Consider the following 12,960-nt stretch of genomic DNA (forward strand, 5'->3'; position numbering starts at 1 on the left):
CACTACAGCTTGTTGCCAACGAAAAGCTTGGCGATCCCTTCGGCCATGGCCGCACGGGCGATCCCGGCCGCCTTAACGGTTTCATTGTGAAAATCCAGGTAGACGGTTTCCTCCGCAGAAAGCTTCTCCTTCACGAACGTCACGGTGTCCTTGTCGATGGATACGTGCGTGGCGGCCAGGGCACTGATCTGGGCGTCTTTTTTCAATATATTGCCCTGCAACTGCCGCATGATACCGGCGAACTTGATGGCTTTGCCGCTACCATCCGCGGCGTCCTCGCCCTGTAGGTCGTTTACTTTAATCGTCAGGTTACCGGTCAGGGTGACCACGTCCAGCGTTGACATATCGCCGATAAAATCCCACAATGATTTATTTTCCGCCATGCGTCGGGGGCTTAATGGTTTAGTAGAACCCTTCGTTACGTAAACCGGCCAATCGAGCGTCGATATCGGTACCAGCAATACCCGGTACCCGGTCGAAGGTTTCCGCCTCGATGAGTGTGTAAAGAAAGGTAGGCTTTTCCCGCAAATCCGGACGGAGGGTGTAGCACAAAACCAGGTCACTGAGCACGATATAGGCCCCCATGGTCAGTCGGGGCCCTTCCGGGGTGCGGCGCTCTCCCCGCTGCCGGTCCGTGCGGGCGGCGTACTCCGTACAACTGACGATTCCTCCGGCGTCATTTACATAATTCTTACCGCTTACCACCTGGCAGCCGGCGCTCCAGTTGCTGATGCCCAGTCCGCTCCAGTGAATGTTGAACGTCGGATTGGGCCGGGGGTCGAAGCCGTCGCGTCGGTTAGCCTCCGTCAGGGCATTGTGGCCATGGACATCCCGGATCACCATCACCCCTGCACCCGCGGGCCGGGCGGCCTTATAGATCCGCTCCCGTTTTGCGGTTCCGATGTTGTGCCAGTCCAACCGGTACCGGTGCTGCCCCTCGCAGAGGTAGCCTTCGGTGCCGGGGCGGGGATTAGCGTCGGTGGAACCCCAAAAGTAAAAGCACTTGCCGTTCAGGAGCAACACGAACAGGTCGTCCAGCGCGCGGCTTTCCGCGCTCGTTGCCGTTCCGACCCCACGGCGGATACCGATGAGGTGGGTTTCCCGTGGATCGAAGGACCAATCATCGGGTGGCAAACTATCCCCGCGTACGCCGGTCGCCTGCAGTTTTTGCATCGCAACGGTCGGTTGGTTCCGGTAGTAAGTAGTCGTCGCAGTTAGCCAACGCAGCCAGCGATCGTAGTCGGGCGACTCCTCCCCGTCGGCCCACCGGCACGTACGTCCGGATTGCTGCCAGTCCGCTATGTAGGTCCGGGTATCCATTCCCACTACCCCGTCGGGCCAGCTCGGGGGGGACCGCCGCGCGTGGCGCTCCGGGTCGGCTATGGTGCGCACGTACTCCTGGAAGAGGCGCACGGCCGCCTGGGTAACGTATCCGTAAATGCCGTCGTGGCTCGCGTAGGGCATGAAGCCGGCCGCCTGCAGGAATTGCGTAAGGTCACGGACGCGTCGTCCGGGAAGGTTCTCCCAGGCGTACCAGCAATTGCGGCAGTCGTCACGGAAGCGGATTTCCCCGTCCACGAAGCCGTGCGGATGGTGATAAAGCTCGAGGAAAGCCGCCTTTTCCTCCTGGGTGAAGCGGACGTCTTCGTCCGTTCTGCCGAGCCGTAGTACTTTTTCCATGCTCCGTTATTCCCCGTATTTCCCTTTTGTCACTAGCTCAGGCCACTGCATGTCCAATCCCTCCAGCGCGTTCAGGATGATGCGGCTCATTTCGTAGTTGCGGTACCAGCGCTGGTCGGTGCCGACAATATGCCAGCGGATCTCGCTATGCGCGATAGCATGCTCGTAGGCACTGCGGTAATCGTCCCAGTTCTCCCGTTCGCGCCAATCGGCATCCTTATGCTTATAGAACTTTTCCCGTTCGTTCACCCGCTCCAGGAGCTCCTCTTTTTGCTGTTCTTCGCTAATGTGGAGGTAGAATTTGAGGACCAGGGTGCTGTTGTCGTACTGTAGTAGTTTTTCAAAAGCATTGATGCTTTTCATCCGGTCGGCTACCTGCTCGTCCGTGATCCAGCCGTGCACCCGCTGGATGAGCACGTCCTCGTAATGGCTGCGGTTGAAAATGACCATTTCCCCCTTCGCGGGCACGTGGGGATGGATGCGCCAGAGAAAATCGTGGTCGAACTCTTCCTCCGTAGGTTTTCCAAAGGCGACGGTCCGCAGGGCGTAAGGAGGTACTTTCGCGAAGACGTGGCGCATGGCACCATCCTTCCCCGCGGCATCCATTCCCTGTAAAACGATGAGCACGGCGTGTTCCTTCTCCGCGGTAAGTTGTTGTACGAGCTCGCCGATGCGCGCCACCCGTTCCTCGGTTTTCTTTTCGGCTTCGTCCCGGTCGAGGTCATCGGGTGCCCGGGTGGGATAGGTGCTAAGGTCGAGGGGTTGGGGCATGTTTCGGGTCGTTATATGAAGTAAGGTTCCGTTAAATACGAAAAGCCGATGACTTCGGCGCCGGTGCGCGGGTGCAAAGCCATCGACCGGATTGTGCCCGTGGCAGGAAAAGCGGGGTAAGGGGGGCCGGATGCTTGCTGCTCCACTGCCAAACCAGGAGACAAAGCAATTCACCGGGCGAAAATTCCGGTTCTCAGAAAGGTTTCTTTCCCTAACCCATCTCCAAACCCGCGCACGCCGCCCAAATTCCCTAGTTTTGCGGCATGCGCACGCTGCTCCTCGTATTCCCGCTGATCTGGCTGCTCGGCTGCCGTTCTTCGTCCGTCCCTGAAACCTCGCCCCCGTCCACCGCTACCGGGCTCCGCCTGGAGGTACACGATGCTGCCACGGCCGGCGATCTGTTCGGCGATACGCTCGCCTCGGAAGTCCTTTTTGGCGGCATGCAATGGTCGGAAGGCCCGCTCGTGCTGCCGAACGGGGAGGTCGTCTGTTCGGACGTGCCTCACAACCAGGTGCTGCGTTGGACCGGTACCGGCAGCGAGGTGTGGCTCACCAACAGCGGGGCCGCCCCCGACGATTACAGCAACGAACCGGGCAGTAACGGACTGGCCCTCAATGACGAGGGAGAACTGCTGCTCGCCCAGCACGGAAGTCGCCGTATCGCCCGCATGGTCTCGGACCTCGCCGATCCACAACCCCGCTACGAAGTCATTGCCGCTCAGTACGAAGGCAAACCGTTTAATAGCCCGAACGATCTGGTGGTCGCCAGTGACGGGAGCATCGTCTTCACCGATCCGCCGTACGGCCTGCCCGAGGGCGTGGAAAGCGCCATCGGCTTCTTTGGCGTGTACCGCGTCGATCCCCGCGGACAGGTGAGCCTGCTCACCAAGGAATACGAACGGCCGAACGGGATCGGCCTGAGCCCCGACGAACGGACGCTCTACATCAGCAATTCCCACGGGCCCCGGCCCATCGTGACGGCCACTCCGATCCGCGCGGACTGGACCCTGGGACAACCCGCCATCCTGATCGACGGAACCGAGTTCGTAGACAAGGAACCGGGCTACCCCGACGGCATGGCGGTTTCCCGTCAGGGCCACCTTTTCGCTACGGCGCCGGGTGGCGTTTGGGTGGTCCGTCCCGACGGCACCCTCATTGCTAAAATAAAGAGCGTGGGCCCCGTATCTAACGTAGCCCTGTCTCCGGAAGAAGATTGGTTGTACCTAACCAACGCCGACCGCCTCCTTCGTGTAAAAATTAAACCTATATGATCCAGCTCAACGACACCGATATTAACGAAGCCGCCACCGCCATCCGCCGTGGTATGGAAGTCTATGTACACCGCGAACACGGCCGGATGCTGGTCGCCGACGATCCCGAGCGGAACGTCCGCGCCGATCCGGAAATTTTCGAGGCCGTGATGCAGGACGTCAGCACCGACCCCGACGCCTATATACACATCGAGCGCCTTCCCGCCGCGGACGCCATCAAGATCATGGCCGCCTTCACGGACCGGGTCCGCAACCAGGAACTCTGGCAGGCCCTCACCTACGCGTTGAAGCGCCCGAACCCCTTCCAGAACTTCAAGGCGGAGCTCAGCCGCTTTCCAAAGAATTACGAACGCTGGCGCCAGTTCCGGCAGGAGCGCTACACTAGTTACGTCCGCGACTGCCTGCGGGCCGATTCGGAATAGGCGTGCCGGCAACCGTTCGCTTTTTGAGGAGTCGCCAGATCGACTTTGATCGCTGGGACGAAGCCGTGATGCGCGACCCGCTTCCGCTTCCCTACGGGCTGAGTTGGTGGCTGGACGCAGCGACGGATAGTAGCTGGGATGCGCTGATCGTCGACGACTATCGCGTGGTGCTCCCCCTACCCCGCTTGCGCCGCTATGGCATCCTGCCGGCGTATATCCGCCCGCCATTCACTCAGCAGATCGGCCCCTACGGAACGCTCCGGGCCGGTGATGTACACCGCTTGCTCGGGCAAATTCCCCGAAAATTTCAATTGGCGCTTCCCTTACGCCCCACCATCGACCGGGAGGAAGTACCCGGGGTGTATGCGGTACGCAAACGGGTGAATTACGTGCTCGATCTGGCTCGCCCATTCGCTACCGTCCGCCAAGGGTTCCAAAAACGGATGCGGCAGTACCTCAACCAGCAAACGGAGATGGAGGTGCACCCGGTAAGCCGGGATCAGGTGATTCACCTGTGTCGTACACAATTGGGTGATAAGGGGGGCATCCGGTCGTTTCACTGGCAAAGGCTTGCCGCCATCATCGATGCGGCGGTGGACCGGGAATTGGGGTACTGCCGGGGAATGAGCGAGGGCGGGGAACTGCTCTGCGTCGGCTTTTATCCCCACCTGGCCGGCCGGGCCTTCAACCTGGCAGCCGCGTCCACCCCGCTGGGATTCGAGAAGCGGGCGATGATCCACCTGCTTGCCCACGTCATGCAGACCATGAGCGACCGACCGGGTGCCGCCTTCGATTTCGAGGGTTCGGAACTTCCCGGCGTGCGGGAATTCTTCTCCCGCTTCGGTGGGGAAGACGAAGGGTACTTTCTAGTGGAGCGGAAGTGGTTCGGGCTCGTAAAATGATCCGCAACCGGAAGGTCGAGGTACCGTTTCCCTAAAAACCGCCTGCCATGCCCGAACTACCTGAAGTCCACAATTTCAAGCTATACTTCGACGCCGCGGCTACCGGCCAGACCGTGGCGTCGGTGACGGTGCACGACGACTACATCATCCGGAACATGCCCGGAGCGGTATTCGCCGATAGCCTGACCGGACGGACCATCACCGGGAGCCTTCGCCGCGGTAAGTACCTTTTCGCCAACTTAGATAACGGCCACGCCCTGCTGCTGCACTTCGGCATGACCGGCGACCTCAATCTTTACCAAGAATCCACCGACCGTCACAAGTTCGAGCGGTTCGCCTTACACTTCGCGGACGGCAACGTGCTCGGCTTCAATGACCCGCGGAAGTTCGCGCGTATTCTCTACCTGGAAGACCGGGATGCCTACATTGAAGAAATCAAACTCGGACCGGACGCTCTGAATCTTACCCTTTCGGATTGGTTGGCTACCGTAAGCGACCGAAAATCAACGATCAAGGGCTTGTTACTCAACCAGTCCATTCTGGCGGGAGTGGGCAATCTCTACGCCGATGAAATCTGCTACCGCACCCGCATCCACCCGGCGGCCCGGGCCTGCGATCTGAGTGAAGCACAGCTAACGGCGATCCACGATGAAACCATCGCGGTGATGCAGTACGGCGTCGACCATGCCCCCTATTACAAGGACTATCCCGACGACTGGTTCTGGCACGTCTGGCGGGAGGAAGGCAAAGCCGGGCCGGGGGGAGTCGGCGAAGTAAAGGTCATGAAGGTGGCCGGCCGCACCACGTACTTTGTAGAGGGGTACCAGGACGGCCTAGCTTAGGGATGATTTACATGCGTTCCGGCATCTCGATCCCCAGGATGCCCATTCCCGATTTCAGCACGTTACCCACTGCCTGACAAAGGTACAGGCGGAAGGCCACGGCTGCTTCGGTATCCGCGCCGAGGATGCTCACGTCGTGCCAAAATTTGTGCAGGTTTTTGGCGAGTTCGTAGCAATACATGGCGACCATCGAGGGATCGTAGTTGGCGGCTGCGTCGTTCAGAAGGCCTGGATAGGCGTACAGCAGGCTGATCAGTTCGCGTTCGGCCGGTTCCAATTGGGTGTAGCCGGCAGCTTGGGAAAGATCGCGCTGACCGGCTTTCCGCCACACGGCCCGGGTGCGCACGTACGCGTTTTGGACGTATGGCCCGGTTTGGCCCTGCAGATCGACGCTTTCCTTCGGATCGAAGATCATGCGTTTCTGGGGGCCGACCTTGATGATCTGGAACTTCAGGGCCGCCATGCCGATCTTTTGAATGATCTCCCGCCGTTCGGTATCGCTGAGTTCGCTGGTGGATTCCCGCTCCAGACTGGATTGGTAGGCTTCCTGGATTACTTCGTCCATGAGATCGTCGGCGTCGACCACGGTTCCTTCCCGGCTCTTCATGCGGCCGGTGGGCAGATCGACCATGCCGTAACTTAGGTGAAACAGTCCATCGGCGTAGGGTTCTTCCAGGCGCTTGAGAATCTCGAAGAGCACCTGAAAGTGGTAATTCTGCTCGTCGCCCACGGTATAGACCATCCGTTTGGCACCGAAGTCATCATAACGAAGCCTTGCGGTGCCCAGATCCTGGGTGATGTAGAGGCTGGTCCCATCGGCCCGAAGGATAGCCTTCTGGTCGAGCTTGGCATCGGTCAGGTCCACGAAGACGGAGCCGTCTTCCTTACGGTAAAAGACGCCCTTATCCAGGCCGGCGTCGATCATATCCTTGCCGAGCAAGTAAGTCTCGCTCTCATAGTAGTTCTTGTCGAAGCTGACCCCCAAACGTTCGTAGGTCTCGTCGAATCCCTCGTACACCCAGTCGTTCATGCGGTTCCAGAGGGCAACGGTCTCCGGCTCGCCGTCCTCCCACCGCAGCAACATTTCCTTTGCCGCCCGCCCGAGATCGCTGTTTTCGTTGAAGTAGGTGTTTTTGTAACCCTTCCAAAAATCGGCGGGTGACAGGTCCTTCTTGTTTTTCTCTTCCAGGATCGCGGCGGCCTCGTCCGACTTTTGCCACGCCTTGTACTCTTCCTGAAAGTGCTGCTCGAACTTGATGTAATAATCGCCTACGAAGTGGTCCGCCTTAACGCCGGCCTTTTCGGGTACGGCCCCGTTTCCGTAGCGCTGCCAGGCGAGCATGGATTTGCAGATGGCAATGCCCCGGTTATTGATGATCTGTACCCGAACCACGTCGTGTCCGGTGGCTTCCAGCAGCTTACTCGTCGACCAGCCTAGTAGGATGTTGCGAATGTGCCCCAGGTGCAGGGGTTTGTTGGTATTGGGGCTGGCGAATTCGACGACGACCTTGTCTTTGCCACCCGCCACGTGGCCGAAGCCCTCCCGCACGCCTGACTGTAGCAGAAAATCCATCCAGTAGCGGTCGGCAATCACTAAATTGAGGAACCCTTTGATCACGTTGAAGTCTTTCACTTCTTCCAGCGTTTCCTTCAGGCGAGCGCCGATCTCTTCGGCGATGACTTCGGGTTTCTTCTTGGCCAGGCGGGTCAGGGGAAAGGTGACGACGGTGAATTCCCCCTCGAACTCCTTGCGGGTGGACTGAAGGGTAATTTCCTGTTCGCTGGCGTCCGGGCCGTACAGGTGGCGCAGGGCGTCACGGACGCCGGTTTCAAGTAATTCGGGTAATGCTTTCATAACAGCGGCAAAGATAGATCAAACTTCCACCGTACTCAAACCTACGCGTAGCTCTTCCAGGGCTTCCTGAGCTACCATGCGGACCTGCGCGCTGTCGGCGTCAGATGCCAAAAAGTAGTCCAGTACCGGGATGTAATCCGGGTCGTCGAAGGTCGAGATCAGCCGTAGGGCAGCAATTTTCAATCGCTCGTCCCGGTCACGTAGCAACCTGCGGAAGAACCGAAATTCCTGCCTGCGCAACAGGCCGATATCTACCTCCGTGCCAACGCCCTCTCCCCCGCCCTGGAGCTGGCGCTGGCGCCGGTCGAGCAGCGGAATAATCAGCCGCTTAAGACTGAGTTCGAGCAGGTTGTCGAGAAACTCGATGCCGCTAATCTGGATGGAGACCTGGTCGTCATTCAAGGCCAGGTGGACCGGAATGATGTCAGCCGAAGGATAACGTAGCCCCAGCAGCCGGAACAGCCGGTTGAACGTCGCCCGCATGCGCTGCTTCATCAGGCTGGTAAAGGCTTCCCGATAGACCAGCTCCTCCTCGCTTCGACCGAACTGGAGGAGAATCAGCTGATTGTGCAATTGCTCCTGCATGCTTTCGTACTGGCGGGCTTCGGCGACGATTTGGCGATAGATCGTCTTGGCCGGCATGGAGCGTTTGGGGAAATCCCGCTTCACCGCATTCAGGGCCCGGATGACTTCCATCCGCAGCGGAAGGTCGCCGGGATAATGTCGCTCCATCAGCGAAAACAATAAATCGATCGACTGCGGTCGATCGATTTTCTCGATCACCTGGGGTAGGCGCCGCACCTCGGTGATTGACAGTTCCCCCGATGCGATCAGTCCGGGGATCAGCCCGAGCAGCCCCTCCTGGTACTGCACCAGGGCGTTAATGGCCAACGGGCGCACTTCCGGATGGGTAATGAGGTGCAAGAGGGGAACGATCAGGTCTTCGTGCTGGCTCTCCCCGGCAGCCAGGATCGCGTAGCGCAGTATCTCCTCATCTTCCAGCAGCAGGCACCGCTGGATGAAGGATCTCCCGGCAGCTAACTGGGACCTGCCGGATGCCTTGAGCAGGTAAACGTACCACTGGCGGCGGCTATCCGCATCGAGGTCGCGTAACTGCCGGATACGGCGCCGCAATCGTTGGCTGACCTGCCACTGCTTCCGGCTGAATGAGTTCCCGGCGGTTTCCGTAGCCAGGCTCACCAGGGCAGCTCCGGCTACTTCCGGGTCCGAATGGTCCAGCAAAGGCTCCAGCACTTCCTTCCCCACCGACTGCGTGCGGGAAAACAGGTAATCAAAGGCGGCACTCCGAACGGTCGGGTCGGCGTCTTCCAACAACGCGATGACTTCCTCCACCAGTTCGGTGCCCGGCTGCAGGTATAAGCTCCGGAGGGCGCGGGCCCGAACGTTGGGCGACGGGTGGGCCAGCAGTCGGGTGATGGGCTCTCGAAAGGTGGCGTTACTCAGGTCGTCGGCCCGCTCCAGTACGTAGAGCAGCTGCTTTTCGTGGGTGCTCATCTGCCCTTCCTCGAGTACCTGGAGGAAGCCGGCCATCACTTTGCGGTGGTGACTGCGCAGGCGATTGCGGTGTTCCTTGGGCTTTAGGTGGGACAACTGGGCGCGGAAGGCCTCGATGTATTCTTCCCGAATCAGGATCACGCTGAGCATCCACACGACCACCAGAATCAAGACCACCCAGCTAATCGAAGGAGCCGAGAATCCCAGTAATTGGGTGAGCCCGATGAGCAACAAGCCCCCCAACCCACCGGCTAGGCTGTCGACGAATACGTCGATGTAGGTTTTCACCTTCTTTTTCGTTTCCTCGTCGAGGGGAAGGAACAGCATTTCGATGCTGGCCCGGCTGAGACTCTGCTTCAGGCTTCCGTCGATGGACCGGCTGATGATCGCCGCCGACAGCCCGGGCATGAAGAGCATCGTAATGGCACCAATGCCCAGGCCAACGGGTAGGAAAAGAAGGGCCCCGCTCACCCCGATGCCCTGCACCACCCGCTGGGTAAGGAGTAACTGGATCGCCAGCGCCACGATATTGAAGGTGGAATACCAAAAGCCGAAGAAACCGGCCAGCCGGTCCTGATCGCCGTAGCGCTCCGCCGCCAGCACGCTGAACTGGTAATCGACCAGTTTGGCTACGATGACGCTAAGCGCCACGACGCCGCACAGCAGGAGGAGGTGCTTACTGGCGAAGATCAGCCGGTGGGGGGCCTCGTAGGCCGTACTCGATTTTTTCTTCCGGGAGAGCATACTCTGCTTACGCAGTACGTAGCGCCGCCAAATGATGGCCGTCAGCAACAGGCTGGGCACGAGCAGCGCGGCGGCCACCAGGATGAGGTTGCGGGCACCGATCTCCTGTGCCAAAAGCGAGGTGATGTACCCACCGGCAATACCGCCGGCAATGGCCCCGGCGCCGATCAGTCCGAACAATCGTTTGGCTTGCCGCACGTCAAATACGAAACTGGCCATCATCCAGAACTGGGAGGCGGCCAGTACGCCAAAAATAGCGGTCCAGAGGTAGAGCACGATGGCGATCGTCGGTCGCGCCAGGGGAATGCGCATGAACAGGGAGCAAACCAGCAGGATTCCGAGGCAGACGACCAAGGACACGAAGCTTACCCGCAGTAAACTGTAGCGGCGCAGGGCCGCCGAATAGCCGGTACTCACCACCGCGGCCAGCACGGCGGTCGCCAAAAAGATGTAGGGCAAGCCGATGGCGCCGTACTCCGAAAGGAACATCGCGCTGGCGGTAGGCTTGACGATGAGGAGCGTACAAATAATCAAAAAAACCAGCAGCTGTAGCATAAGCACGGCCCCCCACTCTCCCGGGCGGGCACGAAATACCTTGCTTAAAACTTGCTGCATACGGACACGTTAATTCCCTGACACCCCCTCACGGGGATACTCGTCCAACAATTCAATCCAATACCATGTCTACCACCCCCCGTTTTGGTGAAGTAATTTCAGAATTAAATAATAACGACCGACAGGAGACCATCGTGCTCGGTGGCGGCTGCTTTTGGTGTACCGAGGCCGTTTTTATTGATATCGAAGGCGTCGAACGCGTCGTTAGCGGTTATGCCGGCGGCTCGGCGGAAACCGCAAATTACGAAGCGGTATGCACCAAAGGTACCGACCACGTGGAAGTAATTTTAGTGGAATTCGATCCGCAGGTGATCGGACGGAAAGAAATTCTGGAAATTTTCTTCGCCGCGCACGACCCTACCACGCCCAATCGCCAGGGCAATGACGTCGGCCCGCAGTACCGTAGCGCGATCTTTTACACCAGCGACGAGCAAAAAGCCGCCGCGGAGGAACTGATTGCTGATTTAGTCCCGGATCTGTATGGTAAGCAGGCGGTTACGGACCTGATTCCCTTCACTTCCTTCTACCCGGCGGAGGAGTATCACCAGAATTATTACACCAAGGTTGGCGACCGCAACAGCTACTGCACCTTCGTCATCAGCCCGAAGGTGGGTAAGATCCGCAAGAAGTACAGCCATCGCCTGAAGTCCCGTGCATGAAACGTTTAGGCGGCCCGCTTGTATTGTTACTTTTTACCGCCGCCCTAGCGGCGCAAAACCAAGCATCCTATATGGATACCACCAGCTATAGTCTCGGCATCGTGCTGAGTCAAAACCTAAAAGCCCAGGGCTTCGACAGTATTGACGCCCAAAGTCTCGCCAAGGGATTTCAGGACGGCCTGGACGGCAATTCGACCGTAACGCCCGAACAGGCTAACATGCACATTCAGGATTATCTACAAAAGGCGGCGGCGAGCGCAGGTTCGGAAGCCCGCCAGGAAGGAGAAGCCTTCCTCGCGGAGAACGCCAAACGCGCGGAAGTCAAAACCACCGATTCCGGCCTCCAGTACGAGGTGTTGAAAGAAGGTAGCGGGGCCAGCCCCTCGGCGGCCGAAACGGTGAAGGTGCACTACCACGGTACGCTGACCGACGGGACGGTTTTCGACAGTTCCGTCGACCGCGGTCAGACCATCGAGTTTCCCCTAAACCGCGTGATCTCCGGATGGACGGAAGGGTTACAGCTCATGAAGGTAGGCGCCAAGTATCGGTTTTACATTCCCTACCACCTGGCTTACGGCGAGCGTGGTTCGCCTCCCGCCATTCCCCCCTACTCCACGCTGATTTTCGACGTAGAACTGTTCGAGGTCAAATAAGCGAGGCTACGGCCGTGTCCACGGGCTGGGTACCCATGAGCCGTTGGAATACTTCGACGAGTTCTTGGGTGGCACCCATCCCGTGGGCGGCGGCTCCTAGCATCAGCGTCGTTACCACAAAGGTGATCAGGCGGGCCTGGCGACGGTGCTTGCGTTCGTTCTTGATGGTCAGGTAACTCATAGTTTTTATTGGTATCGTGGATAATGTAGTTCGCTACGTATAAAATAGGTAGCGTGTTGTAGACATAGCGTATTATCCACGCGCTTTAATATTTCCTTTAGCCGTTCTTTACGGAACGGTAGTTTATGTCCAGGAAACGGCAACCGTTACCCGGTTAAACAAATTAATTTCATGGAAAGCCTTTCCGATCACTATAACGCCCTCAGCCGGGAAATCGCCTCCTCGGGAGCCCGGCTGGTTGCCGTGACCAAGACACATCCCGTAGAAAAGATCCGGGAACTGTACGAACTGGGCCACCGCGATTTCGGCGAGAACCGCGTCAGTGAGTTAGTGGAAAAGTACGAGCAGCTTCCAAAGGACATCAACTGGCACTTCATCGGCCACCTCCAACGCAACAAGGCCAAGCACGTCATCCCCCTGGTTTCCTTAATCCATTCGGGCGACAGCCTGCGCCTCCTGCGGGAGCTGGATAAGCGCTCCGATGATTCCCGCACCGATGTACTCCTCCAGTACCACATCGCCGAAGAAGAAAGCAAGTACGGACTGACCCGCGAAACGGGTCGGCAGCTTATGGAATCGGTCCGCGAGGAACCACTCCACCACGTGCGTATCGTGGGCGTCATGGGTATGGCCACCTACACCGAAAACGAAGAGCAGGTCGCCGAGGAATTTCGCACGCTGCACGAAATATACGCCGAGCTGAAAGCCGCCTACTTCGAGGAAGACCCGGCGTTCACCGAGATCAGTATGGGCATGTCGAACGATTACCCGATCGCACTCAAGCAGGGCAGCACCCTGGTACGGATCGGCAGCCGGTTATTGGGCGAGCGTCCGCAGTAGCGGCAATGCT

The 12,960-nt window shown here is 58.8% G+C and carries 13 protein-coding genes; 7 read left to right on the forward strand and 6 right to left on the reverse strand.

All coding sequences use genetic code 11. From position 1 onward, the window contains the following. Positions 1–2: 2 nt before the first annotated feature. Genes CLV84_RS19825 through CLV84_RS19835 form a run of 3 tightly spaced genes read right to left on the reverse strand, consistent with a single transcriptional unit; the run spans position 3 to position 2,451 of the window. Positions 3–383 (reverse strand): hypothetical protein, encoded by a 381-nt coding sequence (locus CLV84_RS19825; RefSeq protein ID WP_104421589.1) that lies wholly within the window; start codon positions 381–383, stop codon positions 3–5. A 19-nt stretch (positions 384–402) separates the two neighbouring features. Further along, positions 403–1,680, reverse strand: coding sequence for a peptidoglycan-binding domain-containing protein (locus CLV84_RS19830; RefSeq protein ID WP_104421590.1), 1,278 nt, complete (start codon positions 1,678–1,680; stop codon positions 403–405). A gap of 6 nt (positions 1,681–1,686) precedes the next feature. After that, positions 1,687–2,451, reverse strand: a complete 765-nt coding sequence (locus CLV84_RS19835) for a PPK2 family polyphosphate kinase (RefSeq protein ID WP_104421591.1) — start codon at positions 2,449–2,451, stop codon at positions 1,687–1,689. Between the two features lie 263 nt (positions 2,452–2,714). Between CLV84_RS19835 and CLV84_RS19840 the strand changes: the two genes are divergently transcribed. The 4 genes from CLV84_RS19840 to CLV84_RS19855 are packed head-to-tail and all read left to right on the forward strand — an operon-like array spanning position 2,715 to position 5,888. Further along, positions 2,715–3,722, forward strand: a complete 1,008-nt coding sequence (locus CLV84_RS19840; protein WP_104421592.1) for an SMP-30/gluconolactonase/LRE family protein — start codon at positions 2,715–2,717, stop codon at positions 3,720–3,722. Beyond that, a complete protein-coding gene (locus CLV84_RS19845; RefSeq protein WP_104421593.1) occupies positions 3,719–4,144 on the forward strand; it encodes a UPF0158 family protein in 426 nt (141 codons plus the stop codon). Before CLV84_RS19840 ends, CLV84_RS19845 begins: the two co-directional genes overlap by 4 nt. A 23-nt stretch (positions 4,145–4,167) precedes the next feature. Continuing rightward, complete coding sequence (locus CLV84_RS19850; RefSeq protein WP_104421594.1) at positions 4,168–5,046, forward strand: hypothetical protein; 879 nt, start codon at positions 4,168–4,170, stop codon at positions 5,044–5,046. A gap of 47 nt (positions 5,047–5,093) precedes the next feature. Beyond that, a complete protein-coding gene (locus CLV84_RS19855; protein WP_104421595.1) occupies positions 5,094–5,888 on the forward strand; it encodes an Fpg/Nei family DNA glycosylase in 795 nt (264 codons plus the stop codon). A 7-nt stretch (positions 5,889–5,895) separates the two neighbouring features. On the opposite strand, the gene argS is transcribed toward CLV84_RS19855, so the two are convergent. Both argS and CLV84_RS19865 read right to left on the reverse strand, forming a co-directional pair. Then, positions 5,896–7,743: an arginine--tRNA ligase gene (argS, locus tag CLV84_RS19860; protein WP_104421596.1), complete on the reverse strand. Its 1,848-nt coding sequence runs from the start codon at positions 7,741–7,743 to the stop codon at positions 5,896–5,898. An 18-nt stretch (positions 7,744–7,761) separates the two neighbouring features. After that, the gene (locus tag CLV84_RS19865; RefSeq protein WP_104421597.1) at positions 7,762–10,617 is read right to left on the reverse strand and encodes an Npt1/Npt2 family nucleotide transporter; all 2,856 of its coding nucleotides are present in this window, start codon (positions 10,615–10,617) and stop codon (positions 7,762–7,764) included. 65 nt (positions 10,618–10,682) lie between these two features. On the opposite strand from CLV84_RS19865, the gene msrA reads away from it, so the two are divergent. Together msrA and CLV84_RS19875 are read left to right on the forward strand one after the other, a co-directional pair. Next, on the forward strand, positions 10,683–11,276 hold the full coding sequence (gene msrA / locus CLV84_RS19870; protein WP_104421598.1) for a peptide-methionine (S)-S-oxide reductase MsrA: 594 nt from the start codon (positions 10,683–10,685) through the stop codon (positions 11,274–11,276). 71 nt (positions 11,277–11,347) lie between these two features. Then, positions 11,348–11,929, forward strand: coding sequence for an FKBP-type peptidyl-prolyl cis-trans isomerase (locus CLV84_RS19875; protein ID WP_170067796.1), 582 nt, complete (start codon positions 11,348–11,350; stop codon positions 11,927–11,929). Here the strand turns inward: CLV84_RS19875 and CLV84_RS19880 are convergent. Further along, entirely contained in the window at positions 11,922–12,110 is a 189-nt protein-coding gene (locus CLV84_RS19880; protein ID WP_104421600.1) for a hypothetical protein, read from the reverse strand. The genes CLV84_RS19875 and CLV84_RS19880 overlap by 8 nt on opposite strands. 171 nt (positions 12,111–12,281) lie before the next feature. On the opposite strand from CLV84_RS19880, the gene CLV84_RS19885 reads away from it, so the two are divergent. Beyond that, positions 12,282–12,950 (forward strand): YggS family pyridoxal phosphate-dependent enzyme, encoded by a 669-nt coding sequence (locus tag CLV84_RS19885; RefSeq protein WP_104421601.1) that lies wholly within the window; start codon positions 12,282–12,284, stop codon positions 12,948–12,950. Positions 12,951–12,960 lie beyond the last annotated feature (10 nt).

Source organism: Neolewinella xylanilytica (assembly GCF_002934605.1).
Classification (GTDB): domain Bacteria; phylum Bacteroidota; class Bacteroidia; order Chitinophagales; family Saprospiraceae; genus Neolewinella; species Neolewinella xylanilytica.

Coding starts and splice junctions, on each gene's coding strand:
- CLV84_RS19825 (WP_104421589.1), bottom strand. CDS start 383: ATGGCGGAAAATAAATCATTGTGGGATTTTATCGGCGATATGTCAACG.
- CLV84_RS19830 (WP_104421590.1), bottom strand. CDS start 1,680: ATGGAAAAAGTACTACGGCTCGGCAGAACGGACGAAGACGTCCGCTTC.
- CLV84_RS19835 (WP_104421591.1), bottom strand. CDS start 2,451: ATGCCCCAACCCCTCGACCTTAGCACCTATCCCACCCGGGCACCCGAT.
- CLV84_RS19840 (WP_104421592.1), top strand. CDS start 2,715: ATGCGCACGCTGCTCCTCGTATTCCCGCTGATCTGGCTGCTCGGCTGC.
- CLV84_RS19845 (WP_104421593.1), top strand. CDS start 3,719: ATGATCCAGCTCAACGACACCGATATTAACGAAGCCGCCACCGCCATC.
- CLV84_RS19855 (WP_104421595.1), top strand. CDS start 5,094: ATGCCCGAACTACCTGAAGTCCACAATTTCAAGCTATACTTCGACGCC.
- argS (WP_104421596.1), bottom strand. CDS start 7,743: ATGAAAGCATTACCCGAATTACTTGAAACCGGCGTCCGTGACGCCCTG.
- CLV84_RS19865 (WP_104421597.1), bottom strand. CDS start 10,617: ATGCAGCAAGTTTTAAGCAAGGTATTTCGTGCCCGCCCGGGAGAGTGG.
- msrA (WP_104421598.1), top strand. CDS start 10,683: ATGTCTACCACCCCCCGTTTTGGTGAAGTAATTTCAGAATTAAATAAT.
- CLV84_RS19875 (WP_170067796.1), top strand. CDS start 11,348: ATGGATACCACCAGCTATAGTCTCGGCATCGTGCTGAGTCAAAACCTA.
- CLV84_RS19880 (WP_104421600.1), bottom strand. CDS start 12,110: ATGAGTTACCTGACCATCAAGAACGAACGCAAGCACCGTCGCCAGGCC.
- CLV84_RS19885 (WP_104421601.1), top strand. CDS start 12,282: ATGGAAAGCCTTTCCGATCACTATAACGCCCTCAGCCGGGAAATCGCC.